Genomic DNA, 24,407 nt, shown 5'->3' with positions numbered 1-24,407 from the left:
ACACATGCCCCCAGTGAACCGGCGTCGCTTTCTCCAACTCGCGGGCGGCACAGCGGCGTTCACCGCGTTGTCCGACAGCATCGCCAAGGCCGCCTCGATACCCGCCGGGCATCGCAGCGGCACGATCGCCGACGTCGAGCACATCGTCGTGCTGATGCAGGAGAACCGTTCCTTCGACCACTACTTCGGCTCGCTGCGAGGGGTCCGCGGCTTCGGGGACCCGCGGGTGGCCACCACGTCGGGCAAGAAGCCGGTCTGGTACCAGTCGGACGGCACCAAGGACGTCCTGCCCTTCCGCCCCGACGCCGACGACCTGGGCCTCCAGTTCATCCAGGACCTCCCGCACGGCTGGAACGACGGACAAGCCGCCTTCAACAGGGGCAAGTACGACAAATGGGTGCCCAACAAGTCGTCCACGACGATGGCGTACCTGACGCGTGAGGACATCCCGTTCCACTACGCCCTCGCCGACTCCTTCACCGTCTGCGACGCGTACCACTGCTCGTTCATCGGCTCCACCGACCCGAACCGCTACTACATGTGGACGGGTTACACCGGCAACGACGGGAAGGGCGGCGGCCCGGTCCTCGGCAACGACGAGGTCGGCTACGACTGGACGACGTACCCCGAACGCCTGGAGAAGGCCGGGGTCTCCTGGAAGATCTACCAGGACGTCGGCGACGGACTGGACGCGAACGGTTCCTGGGGCTGGATCCAGGACGCGTACCGCGGCAACTACGGTGACAACTCGCTGCTGTACTTCAACCAGTACCGCAACGCCCGGCCCGGCGACCCGCTCTACGACAAGGCCCGCACCGGCACTGACGCCCGCAAGGGCGAGGGGTTCTTCGACCAGCTGAAGGCGGACGTCAAGGGCGGCAAACTGCCCCAGATCTCCTGGATCGTGGCGCCGGAGGCGTTCACCGAACACCCGAACTGGCCCGCGAACTACGGCGCCTGGTACATCTCCCAGGTCCTCGACGCGCTCACCTCCGACCCCGAGGTGTGGAGCAGGACCGCGCTGTTCATCACGTACGACGAGAACGACGGCTTCTTCGACCACGTCGTGCCGCCGTTCCCGCCGCAGAACGCCGACCAGGGCAAGTCCACGGTCGACGTCGGCCCGGACCTCTACCAGGGGGACGCGCGCCGTCCCGCGGGACCGTACGGGCTCGGCCAGCGCGTGCCGATGATCGTCGTCTCGCCCTGGAGCAAGGGCGGTTACGTCTGCTCCGAGACCCTCGACCACACGTCGATCATCCGCTTCATGGAGCGCCGCTTCGGGGTGCACGAGCCGAACATCTCGCCCTGGCGGCGCACGGTCTGCGGCGACCTCAGCTCGGCGTTCGACTTCTCCCGCAAGGACGCCCGCCCGGTCGCGCTGCCGGACACCGACGGCTACGAGCCGCCGGACCACGAGCGCCACCCCGACTACGTGCCGACCCCGCCCGCCAACCCCGTCCTGCCGAAGCAGGAGCGCGGTTCCCGGCCGGCGCGCCCGCTCAAGTACGCCCCGCTGGTGGACGGTTCGCTGGACGCGGCCACCGGCAGGTTCACCCTCGCCTTCGCCTCGGGCGCCAAGGCGGGCGCCGCCTTCCTCGTCACCTCGGGCAACCGCACCGACGGGCCGTGGAGTTACACCACCGAGGCCGGCAAGACCGTCTCGGACACCTGGAACTCGGCGTACTCCGGCGGTTCCTACGACCTCACCGTCCACGGGCCGAACGGCTTCCTGCGCACCTTCCGGGGGCCCGGCAAGGCCGCGGGACCGGAGGTGACCGCGCGGCACGCGGGCGACGACCTGGAGCTCGCCTTCACCAACAAGGGCTCCAAGGCGGTGACTCTGCGGCTGGGCGACGGCTACGGCGGGCGGGCGCGGACGTTCCACGTGCGAGCCGGCGCGACCGTGAGGCACACCGTCGACCTGCGGGCGAGCAGGCGCTGGTACGACCTGAGCGTCACGTCCGAGGCGGATCCGGCGTATCTGCGCCGGTTCGCCGGACATGTCGAGAACGGTCGGCCGGGCGTCAGCGACCCAGCCCTGGTGACCGCCTGATGGTTACCCGGCCGCCCGTCCCCTTCCGTGCCGAGCGAGGTAGTGTGCCCCGGTGACCACGCATTCGAACACTCCTGCAGGTTGGTACCCGGACCCCCAAGGGGCGGCCCAGACGCTGCGTTACTGGGACGGCTCCCAGTGGACCCAGCACACCAACACCGACCAGCAGGGTCAGAGCACGCCGCAGGTTCCGCAGCAGGCGCAGGCGGCTCCGCAGCAGCAGGCGTACGGCGGTCAGCCGGCCCAGCAGCCGCAGCCCGCCTACGGCGGCCCGGTCCAGCAGCAGGGGTACGGGCAGCCGGCCCAGCAGCCCGCCGCGGGTCCCGACCCGCGTGTGCAGCGCCAGGTGCAGCAGCAGGCCGGGGTGGCCGGCGGCGCCGCCGGGGGCGGCACCCTGTTCACCGAGCCGGTCCTGGTGGTGAACCAGAAGGCCAAGCTGATCGAGCTGACCAACGAGTACAAGGTCATGGACCAGCAGGGCAACCAGCTCGGCTCGGTCGTGCAGGTCGGCCAGAACATGCTGAAGAAGATCCTCCGGTTCGTCTCCAGCCTCGACCAGTTCATGACGCACAAGCTGGAGATCCGCGACGCGTACGGCCAGCCGCAGCTGCTGCTGACCCGGCCCCGCAAGTTCCTGAAGTCGCGGGTCCTGGTGGCGCGTCCGGACGGGCAGCCCGTCGGCGAGATCGTGCAGCAGAACATGATCGGGAAGATCAACTTCGCGATCAACGCCAACGGTCAGCAGATCGGCGCCATCAAGGCGGAGAACTGGCGCGCCTGGAACTTCGCGATCGTCGACCACGCGGACAACGAGGTCGCCCGGATCACCAAGACCTGGGAGGGCCTCGCGAAGACCATGTTCACGACGGCCGACAACTACGTCCTGCAGATCCACTACCAGCTCCCCGAGCCCCTCCTGAGCCTCGTCGTGGCGACCGCCCTGACGGTCGACACGGCCCTGAAGCAGGACTCCCGCGGACTGGGATGACCCGCACGACACCCGCGGACTGGGATGACCCGCACGACACCCGCGGACTGGGATGACCCGCACGACACCCGCGACGGCGGCTGCGTGGACGCGAATGCGTCCGGCAGCCGCCGTCCGGCGTCTCGGTCCCGCGCCGACTCGGTCGTGTCCGCGAACTCCTGGTGGCCGGAGGGCTGTGCGGGCGCGGCCTACAGCCGGGTGAGGTGGCGCCTCGTGCGACGGGGCGGCTGGGGCACGAACGCGGGCTCGTACGCCGCCGACCCGGGCTCCAGCGCCAGCACCGCGGCGACGGGATGGTCGTCCGCGGGGACCGGCTCGGGTGCCGAACGCGACAGCGTCACCACGCCCCAGGCCGCGATCGCGGCGCCCGCCCCGGCCAACAGCACACCGACCGCGCCGTACTGGAGCCGCTCGCCCAGCAGGGAGAGGCCGATCGCCGCCGCGGCGACCGGGTTGGCCAGCGTCACCACGGCGAGCGGCGCCCCGAGTCCGCCCCGGTAGGCGGTCTGCGACAGCAGCAGGCCGCCGGTGGCGAACGCGGCGACCAGCAGCGCCACCACGACGACTTCGACGCTGAGCAGCGGTCCCGTGCGGTCCGTCGCGGCGACGGTGACGGTCTGGGTGAGGGCGGACGCGACGCCCGAGGCGAAGCCGGACGCGCCCGCGTGCCGCAGACCGGGCCGGGCGCCCGGCCGGGACAGGGCACCGATGACCACCGCCGTCGTGGCGGCCACGCCCAGCGCCTGGGGCACGCTCAGGATGTCGTCCGGTGCGGGCCCGGAGGCCGTGACGAGCAGGGCCGCGAGGCCGAGCAGGGTGAGCGCGGTGCCGCGCCACTCGACCGCGCTGACCCGGCGTCCGGCCACCCGCGCGCCGAGCGGCACAGCCGCGACGAGGGTGAGCGCGCCGAGCGGCTGCACCAGCGTGAGCGGCCCGTACTTGAGGGCCGCGACGTGCAGCAGGGCGGCGGACGCGTTCAGCGTCACGGACCACCACCAGGCGCTGTTGCCGAACAGGCGCAGGACGCCGGTGCCGGCGGCCTTGGCGGCGAGGCGCTCCTGGGCCACCGCCGCCGCGGCGTAGGCGACCGCGGAGAACAGCGACAGGACGACGGCGACGAGAGTGGCGCTCATCGTCCGGCCCCCACGAGTTCCGGCACGGAGTCCGTCTTCTCGGGGCCGCCGAGGTGGCGGGAGCGGCCGGCGGTCGTCACCGTCCGGTGCGGGAGGTGGATCACGGCGAGGGCGACGCCGAGCAGGGCGGTGGCCACGATCGCGTCGAGCCAGTAGTGGTTCGCCGTGCCGACGATGACCAGCAGCGTGAACAGCGGGTGCAGCAGCCACAGCCAGCGCCACCGTGACCTGGTGGCCACGATCAGGCCGACCGCCACCATCAGCGCCCAGCCGAAGTGCAGCGAGGGCATCGCCGCGAACTGGTTCGCCACCGAGTCGGTCGCGGGCCGCGCCCCGTACACCGTCGGCCCGTACACCTGCCCGGTGTCGACGAGCCGCGCCGCGCCGAGCATCCGGGGCGGGGCGAGCGGGAACGTGAGGTGCAGCACGAGGGCGGCGGCGGTGACCGCGGCGAGGACCCGGCGGGCCCACACGTAGTGCGCCGGGCGCCGCAGGTACAGCCAGACCAGGAAGGCCACCGTGGCGGGGAAGTGCACGGTCGCGTAGTAGGTGTTCGCGACGTGCACGAGCGCGTCCCCGTGCAGCAGGGCGCGCTGCACGGTGCCCTCGCCCGGCAGGTGCGCGGCCCGCTCCCAGTCCCAGACGTGGCGGGCGTTGCGGAAGGCCTCGGCGGTGTGGCCGGTCGCCAGTTGCCGGCCGGCCTTGTAGACGACGAAGAGTCCGACGACGAGCAGCAGCTCGCGGACGAGCGGCGGGCGCGCGGAGGTGTCCCGCCGGGCGGGCTGTGCGGGGGTGGGCGCCGGACGCGGGTGCGTCCGGCGTACGGCCGCGTCGGGCGGCCGGTCTGCAGGCTCGGTCTGGGAATCCATCCCCCGGCCCCTTTGCTGACGGTCTTGCGTGGGGTGGTGCGTGGTGAGCCCAGGACAAGGCCCACTCCGGGGATTGGGTCCTGTCCAGGACTCATCGATACGCCAGTGTACCGATACGACACTGTACCGATACGCCAGTGTACCGATACGTCTGCGTACCGGTACACTGGCGTCTCGATACACTGGACGAGCAGGTGCAGCGGACCCCCGACACGAGCGAGGAGAAGAGCCATGACGTCGCAGGCAGCGGAGGGACCGGAGACGGTCGTCGCCTCGCGCCGCTCCAAGATCACGCCGGAGCGTGAGCAGGAGTTCTACGACGCCGTGCTCGCCCAGATCCGCGAATGCGGGTACGAGGCGCTGACCATGGAGGGCGTGGCCGCCAGCGCGCGCTGCAGCAAGTCCACGCTCTACCGCCAGTGGAAGACCAAGCCCCAGTTCGTGGCGGCGGCGCTGCGGGCCAGCCGCTGTCCGCGGTTCCGCGGGATCGACACCGGCTCGCTCGCCGGGGACCTGCGCGCGGCGGCGCGCACCGCGGGGGACCGCTCGGGCGACACCCAGCTGCTCCAGGCGCTCGGCCATGCCGTGATGCAGGACGAGGAGCTCCAGAAGGCGCTGCGCGACGCGCTCGTCGAGCCCGAGGTGGCCGAGCTGAAGGAGATGATCGCCCGCGCCGTCGAGCGCGGCGAGATCGCCGCCGACCACCCGGCGCTGGAGTACATCCCGGCGCAGCTGCTGGGCGTCCTGCGGGTCCGTCCCGTCCTTGAGGGGCGGTACGCGGACGGGGACTACCTGGAGGGCTTCGTGGAGGCGGTCGTGATCCCGGCCCTCGGCCTGACCTGAGACTCAGGCCGCCGTCCGCGGGATGACCGGACGTCGGCCTGACCGCGCCGCACCGTGGGGACGGGGGCGGCGCGCACCCCGGCCGGGTGGGGTTCCTCTTGAGCGGAGGGGAGCCCCACCCGGCCGACTCATGTGCGGGCGGATCCGGCGCCCCGCCTACACCTTCTCGCCGTCGCCGCCGCCCGCCGCCTGCTTGATGCCCTTGGTGATCTCGTCGATGACGGTCGCCTTCGTACTGACGTCGACGCCGAAGCGCACGACGACCAGCTGCCCGGAGGCCGCCGGGGAGGGGAAGGCCAAGGACTGGACGTAGCCGTCGTCGCCTTTGCTCGTCACGACCTTCCAGCGGACCAGGTAGCCCTTCTGCCCGGCCACGGTCACCGCCTCGGAGGCCAGCTCCCGGTGCGAGGTGATCTTGCCGTAGGACGCGCCTCCGTAGGACTCCTCGGCGTTCTTGGAGATGTCCTCCTTGGCCGCGGCCTCGGGCTTGGTGGCCTTGAGCTTCAGGGCGAGCGCGGGCGCCGAGTACGCCCCGCCCTTGGTGCACACCTTCGAGGTGTCACCCGGGCACTTGTAGGAGTCGTCCGAGGTCACCGCGGCGCTCATCCCGCTCTGTCCGGTCCAGCCGTCGGGGACCGGGATCGCGATGCCGTTCAGCGCGTCGGTGGCGAATCCGTCCTCCGTGGGCGGCCTGCCCGACGCGTCCGGCGACGGTGTCCGGCCGTCCGGGCCGCCGGGAGGGCCGTCCTCGGAGCCGCCGTTGCCGCCCCGGTCGTCCTTCCCGCCCGGCGCCCGGGAGGCGGCGCTGGTGGTGCTGCCGTCGCCGTCGTCCTTCGTCAGCGCGTAGACGCCGCCGCCTATGCCGGCGAGCACCGCGACGGCGACGGCGACGGCTATGCCCGTGCGCAGCCGGCGCCGGGCCGGTGCGCCCGGCGGGGCCCCGGCCCCGGGCGGATAGGCCGGGGGACCCCAGTGCGGGGCCGACCCGGCGGCGCGGGTCTGGTCCGTCCATGCGTTGCCGTCCCACCAGCGCTCGGTGGGCGGACCGTCACTTGTCTGTCCCGGGTCGGGATACCAGCCGGGAGGAGTCGCCTGCGTCATGGTGCCCACCGTATGAGCCCCGGGTGAAAGGCGGATGAGAGGGCTCCCGAAGTGGGGCCCCGCAACTCCAGGTCCGTCGTCGCACGCGGCGCCGGGGGCGGGTCAGCGCACGACGAGCCGCACCGGTGCCCGGTCCGGACGCGCCGGCAGCCGCAGGCCCTCCGGTCCCGGGGTGAGCGAACCGAGCACCCGGGGATGCCGCGCCCCGGTGGCGGCCGGGTCGTTGCCGGGGAGCCCGTGCACCGTCAGGAAGCCCAGGACGGCGAAGGCGTACGCCTCCTTCGCGGCCGACGGCAGGCCCAGCTCACCGGAGCCGCGCAGCGTCACCCCCGGCAACTCGGCGGCCAGCCACGCCATCAGCACCGGATTGCGGGTGCCGCCGCCGGACGCGATCACCTCCGTGGCCCGCACCGAGCGCACCGCGTCCGCGATCGTCCGGGCCGTCAGCCGGGTCAGCGTCGCGATGACGTCCTCGGCGGTCAGCGTCCCGAAACCCGCCAGCGCGTCCCGCAGATAGCCGGGATGGAACAGCTCCTTGCCCGTCGTCTTGGGTGCGGGCAGGGCGTAGTACGGATCGTCGAGCAGCCGGCGCAGCAGCGCTTCGTGCACCGTGCCCCGCCGGGCGAGGGCGCCGTCCACGTCGTGGTCGAGGCGGCCGCCGCTCAGGCCCCGCGCGGCGGCGTCCAGGAGCGCGCAGCCGGGCCCGGTGTCGAAGGCGGTCCCGTCGGGTGCGGTGAGGTTCGCGATGCCGCCGATGTTCAGCGCGACCGGCGTGCCGGGACGGCCGCGCAGCCACCACCGGTCGACCAGGCTCACCAGCGGCGCCCCCTGGCCGCCGGCGGCGATGTCCCGGGGCCGGAAGTCGGCGGCCACCGGCAGGCCGGTCGCCTCGGCGATCCACGCGGGCTGCCCGAGCTGGAGGGTGCCGTGCACCTGCCCGTCCCGGACCCAGTGGTAGACGGTCTGGCCGTGCGAGGCGACCAACTCGGCCGCGCCGTCGCACAGTTCACGGTTCGCGTGCACGGCGGCCGCCGCGAAGGCCCGCCCGATCCGCGTGTCCAGTGCGCAGACCTCGGCCAGGCCGGTGGCCGCGGGCGGCAGCGCCCTCTCCAGCGCCGCCCGCAGGCCGTCGTCGTACCTCTCGCTCACCAGCCCGAGCGGGCGCAGCGTGAGGCCGTCCCCGTCGAGCGTCAGGTCGGCCGCCGCCGCGTCGATCGCGTCGTACGACGTGCCGGACATCAGGCCGATCACCCGCATCCGCTCAACTCCCCTTCTCGTCACGGAGGGTGGCCAGCGCGAGGGCGCTGACCGCGCAGGCCGCCGCCGCGTAGTAGGCGGGGACGTCCACGCTCCCGGTCCGCTCGATCGTCTTGGTGATGATGAGGCCCGCGCAGCCCGAGAACACCGCGTTGGACAGGGAGTAGGCGAGTCCCAGGCCCGTGTAGCGCACGCTCGTGGGGAACATCTCGGAGAGCATCGCCGGCCCGGGCCCGGCCATCAGCCCGACGACCGCGCCCGCCGCGCACACCGCGGCGCCCTTCACCGCGTTGGAGGTACCGCCGTCCTGGAGCAGGTCGAGGAGCGGGATCGCCAGGACCGCGACCAGGACCGCGCCCGTCAGCATCACCGGGCGCCGCCCGACGCGGTCGCTGAGCAGGCCCGCCGGGACGATCGTGGCCGCGAAGCCGAGGTTGGCGAGGACCGTGGCGAGCAGCGCCTGCCGGAACGTGGCGTCGAGCGAGTTCTGCAGATAGGAGGGCAGCACCACGAGGAACGCGTAGCCGGCCGCCGCCCACCCCATGATCCGGGCGGCCCCGAGCGCGATCGCCCGGGCGACCTCGCCGCCCGGCGGCCGCCGCGGCTCCCGCTCCCGCTCCTCGCGGAAGGACGGCGTCTCGTCGAGCCGCAGTCGCAGCCACAGGGCGCCCAGGCCCAGCGGCAGCGTCAGCAGGAACGGCACCCGCCAGCCCCAGTCGGCCAGTTGGGAGGCGGTGAGCACGGTGGCGAGCACCGCCGCCACCGCGGCCCCGGCGAGGAGCCCCAGCGCGACGGTGAACGACTGCCACGACCCGTAGAGGCCCCGCCGGCCCGGCGGCGCGAACTCGGTCATGACCGACACCGCACCGCCGAACTCCCCGCCCGCGGACAGGCCCTGGAGCACCCGGAGGAAGGTGAGCAGCCACGGCGCGAGCGCCCCCGCCGTGGCGTACGTGGGCAGCGCGCCGATCAGCGTCGTCGCCGCCGTCATCAGGACGATCACCGTGACGAGGACCGGGCGGCGCCCGATCCGGTCGCCGAGCCGGCCGAACAGGGCGGCGCCCACGGGCCGGAAGAAGAACGCGAGCGCGAAGGACGCGTACGTCCTGACCAGCGCCTCCGCCTCGCTGCCGCCCTCGGGAGTGAAGAACCGCGCCGCGATGACCGTGGCGAGGTAGCCGTACACCCCGAACTCGTACCACTCGATGAAGTTGCCCACCGAACCCGCGAACAGGGCTCTGCGGGAGTGCTCGGGCCGGACGGCGTGTGACGGTGTGCCCCGCACGGGGACGGTCATGTCGGTTCCTCCCGCGGCCGGTGGGGACCGGCGCCGGCGAAGCGGTCCGGTCGCGTCCATGTCGGAAAGTTACCGTCAGTTTCACCGGTGTTGACTGACGACAACTTTCACGGCGGCAGGTCGGAGCCCCGCGGCGTCGTCCTCGGGCACCCGCCGTCACCCTCGAAGGCAACAGGTGCACGGTCCCGCCTCCACTTCGGCTCCCGGACGGCTAGGCTCGATACCTGTACGTCGTTTGGGCGACCTGGGGAGGTAGCGGGATGACGGAGGCACGGCCCCAGGTGGCCGCCTCGGCCTCCCTGTGGGAGCGCGACGAGGAAGTCGCCACGGTCCGGCGGGCGATCACCGCCCTGCGCGCGGACTCGGCGTCCTCGGGAAGCCTGCTGGTGGTCACCGGCGAGGCGGGCCTCGGCAAGACCGCCCTCCTCGCCGAGGCGCGCCGCATCGCGGAGGACAGCGGCTGCACGGTGTGGTCGGCACGCGGCGGCGAGACCGTCACGTCCGTCCCCTTCAACGTCGTACGCCAGTTGCTGCAACCCGCCCTCGTCTCGCTCATGCCGGAGGAGGCGCGCGAGTACCTGGGCGACTGGTACGACATCGCCGGACCCGCGCTCGGTGTGGCCGAGCCCGGCGACCGCCAGCCCGACCCGCAGGGCGTGTGCGACGGACTGGTCGCCGCGGTACGGCGGCTGGCCAAGCGTGAGTGGCCGCTCGTGCTGCTCGTGGACGACGCGCACTGGGCCGACCAGGAGACGCTGCGCTGGCTCGCCGCGTTCGCCGAGCGGCTCGACGACCTGTCCGTCCTGGTCGTGGTCGCCCGCCGTCCCGGCGACGTGCACGGCGAGAGCGCCCGCCTCCTCGACATGGTCGCCGCCGCGGCCCGTCCCGTCACCCGGCTGAGCGCGCTGACCCCCGACGCGACGGCCGGGATCACCCGCGCCACGCTGGGCGAGCACGCCGACGCGCCGTTCTGCCGCGAGGTGTGGGCCGTCACCGGCGGCAACCCGTACGAGACCGTGGAACTCCTCGCCAAGGTGCAGGACAGCGACCTGGAACCGGTCGAGGCGTCCGCCGCCGAACTGCGCGCCCTCAACCGCTCGGCGCGCGGCCGCGGTCTCGTCGCCCGCCTCGAAGGGCTCGGCATCGACGCCACCCGCTTCGCGTGGGCGGCCGCGATCCTCGGCACCCAGATCTCCCTCGACCTCGCCGCCCAGCTCGCCGGGATGCCGAGCGAGGAGGCCGTGCGCTGCGCCGAACTACTCACCGCCTCACGCATCCTGACGACCACTCAGGACGCCTCCGGGCAGACCGTCGAGGGCGAGCTGGAGTTCGTGCACCCGCTCATCGCCAGCGCCGTCTACCGCTCCATCCCGGACGCCCTGCGCACGGCGATGCACGGCCAGGCCGCGTGGGCGGTCACGGACTCCGGACGCGGCGCCGCGGCCGCCTCCCGCCACCTCCTCGAAGTGCACCCGGACGACGACCCCGAGCTGGTCGACCAGTTGCGCGAGGCCGCCCGGGAACACCTCGCGGTCGGCGCGCCGGACGCGGCCCGCCGCTGCCTGGAGCGCGCCCTCAAGGAACCCCCGCTGCCCGACACCCACGCCCGCGTGCTGTACGAACTGGGCTGCGCCACCCTGTTGACGGCACCCGCCAGGACCATCGGCCACCTGCGCGCCGCACTGGAGATGCACGGCCTCGAAGGCGAGGAGCGCGTCGACGCCGTCTACCGCCTCTCCCAGGCGCTGCTGCACAACGACCAGTTGGAGGAGGCCGTCCGCACGGTCGACGCCGAGGTCGCCCGGCTCGAACCGGGGCCGGCCCGGATGCGGCTGCAGGCCGTGCACTACATGTGGGAGGGCCTGCACGCCGGGGAGGACGGATCCTCGGGAGGCTCGCACGGCCTCGCCGAACTCGTGAAGACCTGCACCGGACGGGACAACTCCGAGCGGGCGCTGCTCATCCTGCGCGGCTTCGACGCGATGATGCACGGGGAGAACGCCGAAGAGGTCGCGGAACTCTGCGACCGCGCCCTCGTCAACGGCCGCCTCGCACCCGGACTCGGCTGGACCGACACCGAGTGGGGCATCGAACTCCTCATGATGCTGAGCAGTTCGTACGCCTACGCGGACCGGCTCGACCGCGCGGAGAGCCTGTTCAGCGAAGCCCTGCGCGCCTACGAGTCGGCGGGCTGGAGCGGCGGCCACCTCGCCCTGGCGCACGCCTACCTCGGTCTCGCGCACCGCAGGCGCGGCCGTCTCGTCGACGCCGAGGCCTCCCAGCGCGAGTCCCTGCGCCTCGCCGAGCGGGTCGGCCGCGGACTGCCCCTGTACTGGTCGGCGACCTGCGGACTCATCGACACGCTGCTCGCCCGCGGTCACGTCGACGAGGCCGAGGAGATCGCCGAGCGCTACGGATTCGCGCCGCCGTACCCGTCCACGATCGTGCTGCCGGACACCCGGTCGGTACGCGGCCGGCTGCTGCTGGCCGTCGGCCGGACGAAGGAAGGCATCAACGAACTGGAGGCCGCGGAGAAGGCCGCGACCTCCCGCGGGCACCACAACACGGTGCTGGCGCCGTGGGCCGTCGACCTCGCCCGGGCGCTGGCCACCGACGACCCGGTACGCGCCGCCGCCCTGGCCGCCGAGGCCCGCCGCCAGGCGGAGCGCTTCGGTACGGACACCGCCATCGGGGAGGCGCTGCGCTGTGCGGCGGCCCTGGAGTCGGGGCAGCGCGCGGTACGGCTGGCCGGGCAGGCCGTCACCTACCTCGAAGCCTCGCCCTGCCAGTACGAACACGCGGCGGCCCGCGTCGAGTACGGCATCGCCTCCCGCTCGGCCGCCGAACTCGACAAGGGCCTGACGCTGGCCCGTTCGTGCGGCGCGGACGGCCTGGTGACCAAGGCCGAACTGGCTCTCCGGGGCCTCTGACCGCTCCGGGCAGGACCCCGCAGGCGGCGGACCGCCGACCCGGCCCGGCGCGGCCGCCGCCGGCGCGTCAGCGGGGTCGGCCGCGGTCCTCGTCGTCCTCCGCGAGCACCCGCTGGGCCACGGCGAAGGCCGAGTTGGCGGCCGGGACACCGCAGTACACCGCGGTCTGCAGCAGCACCGCCCCGATCTCCTCCGGCGTGAGTCCGTTGCGCCGGGCGGCGCGGACGTGCATCGCCAGTTCGTCGTGGTGCCCGTGCGCGACCAGGGCGGTCAGCGTGATCAGGCTGCGCTCGCGGCGGCTCAGCGTCGGGTCGGTCCAGATCTCGCCCCACGCGTAGCGCGAGATGAAGTCCTGGAACCGAGCGGTGAAGGGGGTCTGCCGGGACTGGGCGCGGTCCACGTGCGCGTCGCCGAGGACCTCACGGCGTACGGCCGTCCCACTGGCGGCGTAGCCCCCGAAGTGCCCGCGCAGCGCCGCGAGCACGGCCTCCGGGCGCTCCGCGGGCGCCAGATGCGAGGCGCCCGCGATCTCGGTGAGCGAGGAGCCCGGCACCGCGTCCGCGATCTCCCGCAGATGCGCGGGCGGTGTCGCCGGATCCTCGCGGCCCGCGACCAGCAGCGTCGGGACGGTGATCGACGCCAGCCGGTCACGCAGGTCGAAGGCCGCCAGCGCGTCGCAGCAGGCGGCGTACGCCCGAGGGTCCGCGTTCCGGTGGTCCTCGACGAGCCGCGGCACCGTGAACCCCGGCGTGAACCAACGGGCGTCGGCGGTCGCCGCGAGGCGCTCCAAGCCGTCCCGCCGGACGAGTTCGGCCCGCTCCCGCCACGGCCGGGCGCCGCCGAAGTGGGCCGAGGAGCAGATGACGGCGAGGGACGACACCCGCTCGGGGTGGTGCGCGGCCAGGTGCAGCCCGACCGCGCCGCCCAGGGACACCCCGGCGTACGCGAACCGCTCGACGCCGAGGGCGTCGGCGAGCGCCAGGACGAGCCCCGCCAGGTCGGCGACCGTCGCGCCCGGGCCGATCAGGTCCGCGGGCGAACCTCCGTGCCCTGGCAGGTCCCAGCGGACCACCCGGTGGGTGACCGACAGTTCGGGCGCGACCGCGTCCCACAGCGCGGTTGACGTGCCGAGCGACGGGCCGAGGAGCAGCGGGGGAGCGGTGGCGGCCCCCTCGGCGCGGTGGTGCGGCAGCTCGCCGGACGGCTCGGTGGTCACGATCGCTCCAGGGCACGGTCGGTGAGGGCTCCGGCGGAGCCGAGATAGCGGGTGGGGTCGGTGAGTTCCGCGAGGTCGAGCTCCGCGAGCCGCGGCTCCTCGCGGAGCACGTCGGCGAGGGGCCGGTCCTCCGCGACGGCCCGCCCGGCGGCCCGCGTCAGCAGATCCTTGGCGCGGGCCCGGCCGAGGACGGGGGCGAGTTCGGCGGCGAGCCGCTCGGAGACGATCAGCCCGTGGGTGAGCCCGAGGTGGGCGCGCATGGCGTCCGCGTCGACCCGCAGGCCCTCGGCGAGTTCCGCGGCGTCGCGGGCCGCGCCGCCGGTCAGCCGCAGCAGATCGCGCAACGGCTCCCACTCGGCGTGCCAGGCACCGGCGGGGCGCTCGTCCTCGGCGGCCATCGACGCGTAGAGGCCGGCCGCGAGGTGCGGTGCCCGCCGGGCCGCCGCGGCGATCAGCGTCGCCCGGACCGGATTGGCCTTGTGCGGCATCGCCGAGGACCCACCGCCCGTGCCCTCCGCCAGCTCGCCGATCTCGGTACGCGAGAGGGTGAGTACGTCCACGGCCGCCTTGCCGAGCGCGCCCGCCGTGAAGGCCAGCGCCCCGGCCAGGTCCGCGACGGGCGTACGCAGGGTGTGCCAGGGCAACAGCGGTGCGGCGAGCCCGAGTTCACGGGCGTACGCCACCGTCAGCGCGTGCGTGTCGACGGGTGCACGGGGTGCCGTCACGTCCGCCGCGTCCGCTCCGAACACCGTGAAGGCGGCCAGCGTCCCCGCCGCGCCCCCGAGCTGAACGGGCAGTGCGTCCCGTACGGCCGCAAGGCGGTCCCTGGCGTCCAGCACCAGCGACCGCCATCCCGCCGCCTTCAGACCGAAGGTCGTGGGCACCGCGTGCTGCGTGAGCGTCCGCCCCGGCATCGCGGTGTCCCGGTGGCGTACTGCGAGCCGGGCCAGCGCCGACTGGGTGCGGTCGAGGTCGGCCAGGAGCGGGTCCAGCGTGCGCGCGGCCACCAGCATGGCGGCCGTGTCGAGGATGTCCTGGCTGGTGGCTCCCCGGTGGACGTACGGCCCGAACTCCTCGCCTACCGCCGCCGTCAGCTCTCCGACCAGCGGGATCACCGGGTTGCCGCCCGCCCGGGCGCGCAGCGCGATCGCCCCGGCGTCGAAGCGCGCGGCGTCGGCCTCCGCGTCCACCGCGTCGGCCGCCGCCGCGGGAGCCAGCCCGAGCGACACCTGGGCCCGCGTCAGCGCGGCCTCCGCGTCGAGCAGTGCCCGCAGATACGCGGTGTCGCCGGTCGCGGCCGCCGCGGGCGAGCCCGCCCAGCCGGGGGCCAGCAGGCCGGTGTCGGAGCCGAGGGGGTCGACAGCTGTCACTGGAACTCCAGGAAGACCGTTTCGCCTTCGCCCTGAAGGCGGATGTCGAAACGGTACGTCCGGTGCTCCCCCTCGGCCGCGAGCAGCGTGGCGCGCCGGTCGGCCGGGAGCGAGTCGAGCAGCGGATCCGCGCCGTCCGCCAGGTACGCGCGGGTGAACAGGTGGTGCAGCAGGCCGCGGGCGAACACGCACACGCTGATGTACGGCAGCCCGGTGTTGCCCGGCGGCAGCGTGTGCAGGGCGTAGTGCCCGTCGGCGTCCGTGGCGACGCGCCCGAAGCCCGTGAAGTCGGTGCCGTTGCGGCCGAGGTGGCCGCCGGTCACCGGGTCGCGGCGCAGGGAGCCGGGGGCGCCCTTCAGCGATCCGTCCGGGGCCGCCTGCCAGAACTCCAGGAGGGCGTCGGGGACCGGGTCGCCGGCGCCGTCGAGCACGTGTCCGTGCAGAGTGATCGTGTCGGGGTGCCCCTTGGGCGCCACCTGCCCGCCGTCCGGGAACGGCAGCGCGTACCCGTAGAACGGGCCGACGGTGTGCGAGGGGGTGGGGAGCGGCTTGTCGCTCATGGCGGTCAACGGCCTTCCTCGATCCAGGTGGCGGAGGGACCGTCCAGCACGATGTCCCACTCGTAGCCGAGCGAGAACTCGGGTTGGGACAGGTCGTGGTTGTACGTCGCGACCAGCCGCGCGCGGGCGGCCTCGTCGGTCACGGACCGCAGGATCGGGTCGTAGCGGAACAGCGGGTCGTTCGGGAAGTACATCTGCGTCACGAGCCGCTGGGTGAACGCCGTGCCGAACAGCGAGAAGTGGATGTGCGCGGGCCGCCAGGCGTTGGTGTGGTTGCGCCACGGGTACGCGCCCGGCTTGATCGTGGTGAAGGAGTACCGCCCCTGATGATCCGTCAGAGTCCGTCCCACGCCGGTGAAGTTGGGGTCGAGCGGCGCCGGGTGCTGGTCGCGCAGATGGGCGTAGCGGCCCGAGGCGTTGGCCTGCCAGATCTCGACGAGCTGTCCGCGTACGGGACGGCCGTGGCTGTCGAGGAGGCGCCCGGAGACGGTGATGCGCTCGCCGAGCGGCTCGCCCTGGTGCCGGCGCGTGAGGTCGTTGTCGGTCTCGGTGGTGTCGGTGGCGCCGAAGACCGGTCCGGACAGCTCGACCGTCTCCGGGTCGCCGCCGTTCACGGCGACCAGCGGCTGCTTGGGGTGGCGCAGCACCGAGCTGCGGTACGGCGCGTATCCGCGCGGCGGGTGGTGGCGGACCGGCGCACCGCCGGCCACGGCCGTGTCGTAGGCGTTCTGGAGGTCGTCGACCTCGGTGTCGATGTCCGACTGGGTGTGAGCCATGGGACTTCCTAGCGTTCGAGGACGAGGGCGAGGCCCTGGCCCACGCCGATGCAGAGGGTGGCGACGCCGGTGCCGGATCCGGCGGCCTTGAGCTGGTGGGCGACGGTGCCCGCGAGGCGGGCGCCGGACGCGCCGAGCGGGTGGCCGATCGCGATCGCGCCGCCCCGCGGGTTGAGGATCGCGGGGTCGAACCCGGGCCATTCGGCGACGCAGCCGAACACCTGGGCGGCGAAGGCCTCGTTGAGCTCCAGTGTCGTCAGGTCGCCGAAGCCCTTGCCCGCCTTGGCGAGTGCCCGCTCGACGGCCTCGACGGGGGCGAGCCCGAAGTAGTGCGGGTCGGTCGCGCTGACGCCGGACGGGCCGACCCGGGCGAGTGGTTCGCGGCCGGTGGCCCGCAGTCCTTCCTCGTCGGTGAGGAGCAGTGCGGCGGCCCCGTCGTTGAGCGGCGAGGCGTTGCCCGCCGTGACGGTCCCGTGCTCCGTGCGGAAGGACGGCTTCAGCCGGGCCATCGCCTCCAGGGACGCGTCCGCGCGCACGGACTCGTCCGCGGTGACGAGGACCGGGTCGCCTGTGCGGCGGGGGACGGGCACGGGCACGATCTCGGCGTCGAACAGTCCCGCCGCCTGCGCCTCGGCAGCCTTGCGGTGGCTGGCGAGCGCGTACTCGTCCTGCCGCTCGCGGGTGATCCCGTGCTTCTCGGCGATCAGTTCGGCCGACTCGCCGAGCGGGACGGTCCACTGGGGTGCCATCCGCGGGTTGACCATGCGCCAGCCCAGGGTGGTCGAGTACAGCTCGGTGTGGGCCGCCGGGAACGGCTTGTCGTTCTTGGGCAGCACGTAGGGGGCGCGGGTCATCGACTCGACGCCGCCGGCCAGCGCGATGGAGGCGTCGCCGACCGCGATGGCCCGGGCGGCCTGGAGGACGGCTTCGAGCCCCGAGGCGCACAGGCGGTTGACGGTGACGCCGGGCACGGAGGTGGGCAGTCCGGCGAGCAGGGCGGCCATGCGGCCGACGTTGCGGTTCTCCTCGCCCGCGCCGTTGGCGTTGCCGAAGTACACGTCCTCGATCCGCGCCGGGTCCAGGTCGGGTGTGCGGGCGAGGAGTCCACGGATGGCGTGGGCGGCCAGGTCGTCGGGGCGGACGCCGGCCAGGGCGCCGTTGTACCTGCCGACCGGCGTGCGGACCGCGTCGACGATGTAGACGTCCTTCATGAGATCTCCTCGGGCACGTGCACCTCGGCGGCGGTCCTTGCGGTGATCTCCTCGGCGGTGACGCCCGGCGCGGTCTCCACGAGCACCAGCCCGGCCGGCGTGACGTCCAGGACGCCGAGGTCGGTGATGATCCGGTCGACGCAGGCCTTGCCGGTGAGCGGCAGCGCGCACTCCCTGAGGATCTTGGGGGAGCCGTCCTTGGCGGTGTGGGTCATCACGACGACGACGGTGCGGGCGCCGTGCACCAGGTCCATGGCCCCGCCGATGCCGGTGATCAGCTTGCCGGGGACCGCCCAGTTGGCCAGGTCGCCGCCCGCGGAGACCTGCATGGCGCCGAGCACCGCGACGTCGATGTGGCCGCCCCGGATCATGCCGAAGGACAGGGCCGAGTCGAAGTAGGAGGCGCCGGGCAGGACCGTCACGGTCTCCTTGCCGGCGTTGATCAGATCGGGGTCGACCTGGTCCTCGGTGGGGTAGGGGCCGGTGCCCAGGATGCCGTTCTCCGACTCCAGGACCACCTCCACGCCCGGCGGGAGGTGGTTGGGGATCAGCGTCGGCAGGCCGATGCCGAGGTTCACGTACTGCCCGTCCCGCAGCTCGCGCGCCGCCCGGGCGGCCATCTGCTCCCTGCTCCAGGCCATCACACGCCTTCCGTTCCGCCGGCCGTGACCGTCCGCTTCTCGATCCGCTTGGCGCTCGCCTGCTCCGGGGTCAGCGCGACGACGCGCTGCACGAAGACACCCGGGAGGTGGACCGCGTCGGGGTCGATGGCGCCCGGCTCCACCAGCTCCTCCACCTCGGCGATCGTGATCCGTCCGGCCATCGCCGCGAGCGGGTTGAAGTTCCGCGCGGACTTGTTGAAGACGAGGTTGCCGTGCCGGTCGCCCTTCGCGGCCCGCACCAGCGCGAAGTCGGTGCGGATGCCGCGCTCCAGTACGTACTCGGTGCCGTCGAACTCCCGCACCTCCTTGGGTGGCGAGGCCAGCGCGACGCCGCCGGAGCCGTCGTAGCGCCAGGGCAGTCCGCCGTCCGCGACCTGGGTGCCCACCCCGGCCGGGGTGTAGAAGGCGGGGATCCCGGCGCCGCCGGCCCGCAGCCTCTCGGCGAGCGTCCCCTGCGGGATCATCTCGACCTCCAGCTCACCGGCCAGGTACTGGCGGGCGAACTCCTTGTTCGCGCCGATGTAGGAGCCGGTGACGCGGGCGATGCGGCCCGCCGCGAGCAGGACCGCGAGGCCGGACTCCATCGCGCCGCAGTTGTTGGACACCACGCCCAGGCCGGACACGCCGCGCTCGTACAGCGCGTCGATCAGTGCCGTCGGCACCCCGCTGAGGCCGAATCCTCCGACCGCCAGTGTCGCGCCGTCCGGTACATCGGCCACCGCCCCGAGGGCCGTGGCGACCACCTTGTCCATCCGTGAAGCCCCATCTCTCCCGAGCGACCAGTGCCGCAGTTAGTCAGGGCACTGAGTATCTATCCGAGGTGGCCCACACGCTGCCACCCGCGCCCCGGACAGTCAAGGCCCTCTGCTGGCAAGCCATTGAGAGGGACGACGCGCCCGAGACAGGTGACGGGTGGCCCGGTATCGTTCAGTGCACCAACGAAAAACCGACCTGGTACGTCGCGGGAGCCCGCGGGTACGCGGACCAAGGAGCGCACATGGCCGCGGTGGACCTCTCCACCCACCCCGGGCACCTCGCCCGGCGACTCCAGCAGGCGCACTACCTGCTGTGGAACACGATGGTGTCCGAGGAGATCACCTCACCGCAGTTCGCGGTCCTGAACGCGCTCGTCGCCGAACCGGGGCTGGACCAGCGCACGGTGGGGGAGCGGGTGGGCCTGGACCGGTCCACGATCGCCGAGGTCATCAGCCGGCTCGGCCGCCGCGGTCTGCTGGACAAGGTGCGCGACCCGCAGGACGGCCGCCGCTTCCTGCTCCGCCTCACCGACGAGGGGACGCGCACCCACCGCAAGCTGACCGTGCGCACGGCGCGGATGAACCAGGTCTTCCTCGGCCCGCTGTCCGCCGAGGAGCAGACGCTGTTCCTCGACCTCATCCAGCGGGTCGCGGACGCCGCCGAGAGCCTGCGCAACCCCGGGGAGCCCCTCGCGGCCGGCACGGCCTGACCCCGCCTCCGGACGGACGGCCCGCCCGCGTCAGGATTTGGTGAAGACCACCCACACCTGGCCCTCGGCGAAGTTCATCCGCTTGCCGTCCGCCGTCGTGAACTCCGTGCCGTCCGCCGCCGATCCGCGGTGCCACTCGGCGTCGAACACCCGCCCGTCGCGCAGCACTTCGGCCTTGCCCGACCCGACGGTCTGCGTGTACGGCGTGTAGTTCCCCAGTACGTCGTGGAACCGGGACGTCCGCACCGTCACGTGCTGCACGACCACGGTCGCCGGGGCCGCCCGCCCGGCGTCCGTCGTCACCGTCGGCCTGCCGTCCATCGCCACCAGCCAGCGCTCCCGCTCCGCGGACCAGGTGAAGGTGAAGCGGGCCGCGGGGAAGCGGACCGTGCGCTCGGCCTGCGGAGTGCCGCCCGCGGGCGCCGCCCCGAAGCGGAAACCCGTCGTCAGCGCGTCCGCGCCCGGCGCCGCGTCCATCAGCTTCCGAGGACGGAGGTAGAGGTTGTGCGGGGCGGCCCTGTCGGTGCCGCGGAAGTACGCGGCGGAGTTCTCCTCGGGACGGACCGGGTCCAGCGGCGCCTTGTCGATCAGCGGCAGCAGCTTGTGCTGCGCGCCCGAGAAGGCGAGCGTCGGCTCGTGGAACTGGCGCAGGAGTTCCAGGTCCGACTCGCGGGCGCTGCGCACCGGGCCCACCGTCTCGGGCAGCCGGGTCGCGTACACCGCCATCAGCCGGCTCAGCCCGCCCTCGACCTGCTCCGCGTACACGACGTCCGCGGCGTTCAGCCCCGTCTGGGGCCGGGCGGCGCTCGCGTTGTCGATCTTCACGGCCAGCACCGGGTCCGCGGGTCTCCCGGCGGAGTCCGTGGGGGCCGGCTCGTCGTGCCGTCCGCGCCCGTCGTCGCCCGGGCCGCCGCCGGACGTGCAGCCCGTCACCAGGGAGCCCGTCACCGCGGCGGCCAGCAGCGCCGCCGTCGTCACGCCGCGCCGCATCCGTGTCATCCGTCCCATGCCCACCGTGGCCACCATGTCCTGTGCTGTCGATTGTGCGCTCATATGTTCATCGGTGGCCATACCCGATCTCTTCCGATTGTGCGCGTCGCCTGGGCCGAACGGCTCAGCGAGAGACGGGGAGACGCCGTCCCTCGCTGCGGACCCGGTCAGGCGGGCGGTCCGAGGATCTCCGCGAGGTCGTAGCGCACCGGCTCCTCCAGCTGCCCGTAGGTGCAGCTCTCGGCCGTACGGTCCGGGCGCCAGCGGCGGAAGCGGGCCGTGTGCCGGAACCGGGCCCCGTTCTCCATGTGGTCGTACGCCACCTCCGCCACCCGTTCGGGCCGCAGCGGCACCCAGGAGAGGTCCTTCTTCGACGACCAGCGGCTCGGCGCTCCGGGCAGCCGGGCCGACTCGTGGGCGGCCTCCTCGGCCCACGCGGCCCACGGATGGCTCCCGACGTCCGGCATCCGCAGCGGCTCCAGCTCCTCCACCAGTTCCGCGCGGCGCTTCATGGTGAAGGCCGCGGACACCCCGACGTGCTGGAGCGCGCCCCGGTCGTCGTACAGGCCGAGCAGCAGCGAGCCGACGACGGGTCCGCTCTTGTGGAAGCGGTAGCCCGCGACCACGACGTCCGCGGTGCGCTCGTGCTTGATCTTGAACATGGCGCGCTCGTCCTGCCGGTAGGGGACCGTCGGTGGCTTGGCGATCACCCCGTCCAGACCCGCTCCCTCGTACTGCTCGAACCACTGCCGGGCCACCTCGATGTCCGTCGTCGCCGGAGCGACGTGCACCGGGGCGCCGACCCCGGCCAGGGCGCTCGTCAGCAGGGCGCGCCGGTCGGTGAGCGGCACGTCGAGCAGCGACTCGTCCGCCAGTGCCAGCAGGTCGAAGACCACCAGGGAGGACGGGGTCCGCTCCGCCAGCGTCCTTACGCGTGAGGCCGCCGGATGGATGCGCTCCGTCAGCGCGTCGAAGTCGAGCCGCCCGTCCCGGGCGATCACGATCTCCCCGTCCATCACGCAGCGCTCCGGCAGCCGCTCCCGAAGGGCCTCCACCAGCTCGGGGAAATACCTGGTCAACGGCTTGCCGGTACGGCTGCCCAGCTCGATCTCGGCGCCGTCGCGGAACACGATCGCCCGGAACCCGTCCCACTTCGCCTCGTACTGCATGCCCGGCGGGATCTTCGCCACGGACTTGGCGAGCATCGGCTTCACGGGCGGCATCACCGGCAGATCCATGCTCCGATTCTGCGGGCTTCCCGGGCGGTTCGCCCGGTGTGCGAGGTATGTGCACGGCGCCTACCGTGGCTCGCATGGGCGATGCGGTGGAACTCGAGGCGGCGGGCAGGACGGTGCGGCTGTCCAGCCCGGACAAGATCTTCTTCCCGGAGCGCGGATTCACGAAGCTGGACCTGGCCCGGTACTACCTCGCCGTGGGCGACGGCATCCTGCGCGCGCTGCGCGACCGCCCCACCACCCTGGAGCGCTACCCGGAGGGCGTGACCGGCGAGTCGTTCTTCCAGAAGCGGGCCCCCAAGAACATGCCCGACTGGATCCCGACCGCCCACATCGCCTTCCCCAGCGGCCGCACCGCCGACGAGATGTGTCCCACCGAGGTGGGCGCCGTCGTCTGGGCCGCGCAGTTCGGCACGCTCACCTTCCACCCCTGGCCGGTGCGCGGGGGCGACGTCGACCACCCCGACGAACTCCGGCTCGACCTCGACCCGCAGCCCGGCACCGACTACGCCGACGCGGTGCGCGCCGCCCACGAACTGCGCGAGGTGCTCCACGAGTACGGCGGACTGCGCGGCTGGCCCAAGACGTCCGGCGGCCGGGGACTGCACGTCTTCGTGCCGATCGAGCCGCGCTGGACCTTCACCCAGGTGCGCCGGGCCGCCATCGCCGCCGGGCGCGAGCTGGAACGCCGCATGCCCGATCAGGTGACCACCGCCTGGTGGAAGGAGCAGCGCGGCGAGAAGATCTTCGTCGACTACAACCAGACCGCGCGGGACCGCACCATCGCCTCCGCCTACTCCGTGCGCCCCCGCCCGCACGCCCCCGTGTCCGCGCCGCTGCGCTGGGACGAGGTGGGCGTCGCCGTGCCCCGGGACTTCGACCTGGCGACCATGCCGGCGCGCTTCGCCGAACTGGGCGACGTGCACGCCGACATGGACGACCACGCCTTCTCGCTGGAGGCCCTGCTCGAACTCGCCAGCCGCGACGAGCACGACCACGGCCTCGGTGACCTGCCGTACCCGCCGGAGTACCCGAAGATGCCGGGCGAACCGAAGCGCGTCCAGCCGAGCCGCGCCAGGCGTACGCCCTGACACCCTGACGGGGCGGCGGAACCGCACGAGCGGAGGACGCGCCGCCTCTCGCCTCCGCGCCGGCACCCCTCACCCGACGCCGACGTCGAGCACCGCCCACCGCGTCCAGGGCTTCTGCTGGACGTTCAGACGCGAGCCCCGGCAGACCACGCGACGCCTCCGACGTCCGAGATCGGCACGCACGACCGCCGGCCGCCCTACGGTCGCCGGGCGTGAAGCCCCCGTACGCGGTGTCGCCCCCGCGGCTATCCTGATCCGCAACCGCGAGGAGGAGCCCTGAGGTGACCGAGCCGACGACAGAGTCGCGCCCCACGCTGGAGGCCGTGGCCGCGCGGGCCGGGGTCTCCCGGGCCACCGTGTCGCGTGTCGTCAACGGCGGCGACGGGGTGCGCGAACCGCTGGTCGAGCGGGTCAGACGGGCCGTCGAGGAACTCGGGTACGTGCCGAACCAGGCCGCCCGCAGCCTCGTCACCCGGCGCCACGACGCCGTGGCGGTGGTCATCGCGGAACCGGAGACCCGGGTCTTCGCCGACCCCTTCTTCGGCCTCCAACTCCGGGGCATCAGCAAGGAACTGACGGCGCATGACACCCAGCTCGTGCTGCTGCTGACCGAGGGACGCGACGACCACACCCGCGTCGGCCGCTATCTCGCCGGCGGCCATGTCGACGGCGCGCTCGTGTTCTCGCTGCACCTGGACGACCCGCTGCCCGAACTGATCCTCGGCGCCGGCGTCCCGACCGTCTTCGGCGGCCGGCCCGGCTGGGGCGACGGAGCGCCCGGTTCCGCGTCCCCGGCGTACGTCGACAGCGACAACCGCGGCGGCGCCCGGGAGGCCGTACGTCATCTGGTGGGGCTCGGACGCACCCGGATCGCGCACATCACCGGGCCCCTCGACCAGACCTCGGCGGTGGACCGGCTCGACGGGTTCCGGGACGGGCGGGTCGACGCCGACCCGAGCCTGATCGCGGAGGGCGACTTCACCTCCGGGGGCGGCGAGCGGGCGATGCGGGAGCTTCTGGAGCGCTGTCCCGACGTGGACGCCGTGTTCGCCGCCAACGACCTGACGGCCTCGGGGGCGTTGCGGATCCTGCGTGAACACGGGCGGCGCGTGCCCGAGGACGTCGCCGTGATCGGCTTCGACGACATGCAGCCGGTCGCCGAGCAGACCGACCCGCCGCTCACGACGGTCCGTCAGGACATAGAGGAGATGGGCCGGTTGATGGCACGGATGCTGCTGCGGGACCTCGACCGCAGCGGCGCCAAGGAGTCCCCGGCGGGCGAGCCGTCGGGCGTGGTCCTGCCGACCACGCTGGTGCGCCGGGCCTCCGCCTGAGATCAGGCCGGCGGAGCAGGCGG

General features: G+C 73.5%; 21 protein-coding genes. 7 read left to right on the top strand and 14 right to left on the bottom strand.

Features of this window, described 5'->3' with window-relative positions; translation table 11 throughout:
* The first annotated feature begins 4 nt into the window (after positions 1-4).
* Both ACFYQQ_RS00760 and ACFYQQ_RS00755 read left to right on the top strand, forming a co-directional pair.
* Complete coding sequence (locus ACFYQQ_RS00760; RefSeq protein ID WP_355794195.1) at positions 5-2,056, top strand: phosphocholine-specific phospholipase C; 2,052 nt, start codon at positions 5-7, stop codon at positions 2,054-2,056.
* A 52-nt stretch (positions 2,057-2,108) separates the two neighbouring features.
* Positions 2,109-3,044, top strand: a complete 936-nt coding sequence (locus ACFYQQ_RS00755) for a phospholipid scramblase-related protein (protein WP_356166261.1) — start codon at positions 2,109-2,111, stop codon at positions 3,042-3,044.
* A gap of 188 nt (positions 3,045-3,232) precedes the next feature.
* Here the strand turns inward: ACFYQQ_RS00755 and ACFYQQ_RS00750 are convergent, their stop codons facing one another.
* Together ACFYQQ_RS00750 and ACFYQQ_RS00745 are read right to left on the bottom strand one after the other, a co-directional pair.
* Entirely contained in the window at positions 3,233-4,177 is a 945-nt protein-coding gene (locus ACFYQQ_RS00750; protein WP_356166258.1) for a hypothetical protein, read from the bottom strand.
* A complete protein-coding gene (locus ACFYQQ_RS00745) occupies positions 4,174-5,046 on the bottom strand; it encodes a phosphatase PAP2 family protein (RefSeq protein ID WP_356237919.1) in 873 nt (290 codons plus the stop codon). The genes ACFYQQ_RS00750 and ACFYQQ_RS00745 overlap by 4 nt, the downstream gene beginning before the upstream one ends.
* 231 nt (positions 5,047-5,277) lie before the next feature.
* Between ACFYQQ_RS00745 and ACFYQQ_RS00740 the strand changes: the two genes are divergently transcribed.
* Positions 5,278-5,889: a TetR/AcrR family transcriptional regulator gene (locus tag ACFYQQ_RS00740; RefSeq protein ID WP_355785378.1), complete on the top strand. Its 612-nt coding sequence runs from the start codon at positions 5,278-5,280 to the stop codon at positions 5,887-5,889.
* A gap of 156 nt (positions 5,890-6,045) precedes the next feature.
* Here the strand turns inward: ACFYQQ_RS00740 and ACFYQQ_RS00735 are convergent, their stop codons facing one another.
* The 3 genes from ACFYQQ_RS00735 to ACFYQQ_RS00725 all read right to left on the bottom strand — a co-directional run bounded on the left by ACFYQQ_RS00735 (position 6,046) and on the right by ACFYQQ_RS00725 (position 9,544).
* A complete protein-coding gene (locus tag ACFYQQ_RS00735; RefSeq protein WP_356237920.1) occupies positions 6,046-6,990 on the bottom strand; it encodes a DUF2510 domain-containing protein in 945 nt (314 codons plus the stop codon).
* A gap of 102 nt (positions 6,991-7,092) precedes the next feature.
* Positions 7,093-8,247 carry an anhydro-N-acetylmuramic acid kinase gene (locus ACFYQQ_RS00730; RefSeq protein ID WP_388902707.1) on the bottom strand — a complete coding sequence of 385 codons (1,155 nt, stop codon included), beginning with the start codon at positions 8,245-8,247 and terminating at the stop codon, positions 7,093-7,095.
* Positions 8,248-8,251: 4 nt separating this feature from the next.
* Positions 8,252-9,544 carry an MFS transporter gene (locus tag ACFYQQ_RS00725; protein WP_356237921.1) on the bottom strand — a complete coding sequence of 431 codons (1,293 nt, stop codon included), beginning with the start codon at positions 9,542-9,544 and terminating at the stop codon, positions 8,252-8,254.
* A 260-nt stretch (positions 9,545-9,804) separates the two neighbouring features.
* On the opposite strand from ACFYQQ_RS00725, the gene ACFYQQ_RS00720 reads away from it, so the two are divergent.
* Positions 9,805-12,474, top strand: a complete 2,670-nt coding sequence (locus tag ACFYQQ_RS00720) for an AAA family ATPase (protein WP_355785753.1) — start codon at positions 9,805-9,807, stop codon at positions 12,472-12,474.
* Positions 12,475-12,541: 67 nt separating this feature from the next.
* On the opposite strand, the gene pcaD is transcribed toward ACFYQQ_RS00720, so the two are convergent.
* From pcaD to ACFYQQ_RS00685, 7 genes are read right to left on the bottom strand one after another with little or no spacing between them, the layout of a single operon-like run.
* Positions 12,542-13,690 (bottom strand): 3-oxoadipate enol-lactonase, encoded by a 1,149-nt coding sequence (gene pcaD / locus ACFYQQ_RS00715; RefSeq protein ID WP_388902703.1) that lies wholly within the window; start codon positions 13,688-13,690, stop codon positions 12,542-12,544.
* Positions 13,687-15,060, bottom strand: a complete 1,374-nt coding sequence (pcaB, locus tag ACFYQQ_RS00710) for a 3-carboxy-cis,cis-muconate cycloisomerase (RefSeq protein ID WP_356237923.1) — start codon at positions 15,058-15,060, stop codon at positions 13,687-13,689. Before pcaB ends, pcaD begins: the two co-directional genes overlap by 4 nt.
* Complete coding sequence (gene pcaG, locus ACFYQQ_RS00705) at positions 15,057-15,620, bottom strand: protocatechuate 3,4-dioxygenase subunit alpha (protein WP_355795637.1); 564 nt, start codon at positions 15,618-15,620, stop codon at positions 15,057-15,059. Before pcaG ends, pcaB begins: the two co-directional genes overlap by 4 nt.
* 5 nt (positions 15,621-15,625) lie before the next feature.
* Positions 15,626-16,396 carry a protocatechuate 3,4-dioxygenase subunit beta gene (gene pcaH, locus ACFYQQ_RS00700; protein ID WP_388902699.1) on the bottom strand — a complete coding sequence of 257 codons (771 nt, stop codon included), beginning with the start codon at positions 16,394-16,396 and terminating at the stop codon, positions 15,626-15,628.
* 8 nt (positions 16,397-16,404) lie between these two features.
* Complete coding sequence (locus ACFYQQ_RS00695) at positions 16,405-17,607, bottom strand: thiolase family protein (RefSeq protein ID WP_388902696.1); 1,203 nt, start codon at positions 17,605-17,607, stop codon at positions 16,405-16,407.
* The gene (locus ACFYQQ_RS00690; protein WP_355785671.1) at positions 17,604-18,248 is read right to left on the bottom strand and encodes a CoA transferase subunit B; all 645 of its coding nucleotides are present in this window, start codon (positions 18,246-18,248) and stop codon (positions 17,604-17,606) included. The genes ACFYQQ_RS00695 and ACFYQQ_RS00690 overlap by 4 nt, the downstream gene beginning before the upstream one ends.
* Positions 18,248-19,021, bottom strand: coding sequence for a CoA transferase subunit A (locus ACFYQQ_RS00685; protein ID WP_355785674.1), 774 nt, complete (start codon positions 19,019-19,021; stop codon positions 18,248-18,250). Before ACFYQQ_RS00685 ends, ACFYQQ_RS00690 begins: the two co-directional genes overlap by 1 nt.
* A 245-nt stretch (positions 19,022-19,266) precedes the next feature.
* Between ACFYQQ_RS00685 and ACFYQQ_RS00680 the strand changes: the two genes are divergently transcribed.
* Positions 19,267-19,734 (top strand): MarR family transcriptional regulator, encoded by a 468-nt coding sequence (locus ACFYQQ_RS00680; protein WP_355785676.1) that lies wholly within the window; start codon positions 19,267-19,269, stop codon positions 19,732-19,734.
* A 30-nt stretch (positions 19,735-19,764) separates the two neighbouring features.
* Here ACFYQQ_RS00680 and ACFYQQ_RS00675 read toward each other — a convergent pair whose 3' ends face one another.
* Positions 19,765-20,787, bottom strand: coding sequence for a DUF3048 domain-containing protein (locus ACFYQQ_RS00675; RefSeq protein ID WP_388902691.1), 1,023 nt, complete (start codon positions 20,785-20,787; stop codon positions 19,765-19,767).
* Positions 20,788-20,891: 104 nt separating this feature from the next.
* Positions 20,892-21,962, bottom strand: coding sequence for an ATP-dependent DNA ligase (locus tag ACFYQQ_RS00670; RefSeq protein WP_355785681.1), 1,071 nt, complete (start codon positions 21,960-21,962; stop codon positions 20,892-20,894).
* Positions 21,963-22,036: 74 nt separating this feature from the next.
* Here ACFYQQ_RS00670 and ligD point away from each other — a divergent pair, with 74 nt between their 5' ends.
* Entirely contained in the window at positions 22,037-23,050 is a 1,014-nt protein-coding gene (gene ligD, locus ACFYQQ_RS00665) for a non-homologous end-joining DNA ligase (RefSeq protein WP_355785683.1), read from the top strand.
* 281 nt (positions 23,051-23,331) lie between these two features.
* On the top strand, positions 23,332-24,384 hold the full coding sequence (locus ACFYQQ_RS00660; RefSeq protein ID WP_356166225.1) for a LacI family DNA-binding transcriptional regulator: 1,053 nt from the start codon (positions 23,332-23,334) through the stop codon (positions 24,382-24,384).
* Positions 24,385-24,407 lie beyond the last annotated feature (23 nt).

The sequence above is a fragment of the Streptomyces sp. NPDC005496 genome (assembly GCF_042872045.1).
Taxonomy (GTDB): Bacteria; Actinomycetota; Actinomycetes; order Streptomycetales; family Streptomycetaceae; genus Streptomyces.
The sequence above is the reverse complement of the archived record's forward strand: the minus strand, read 5'-3'. Positions and strand labels throughout refer to the sequence as shown.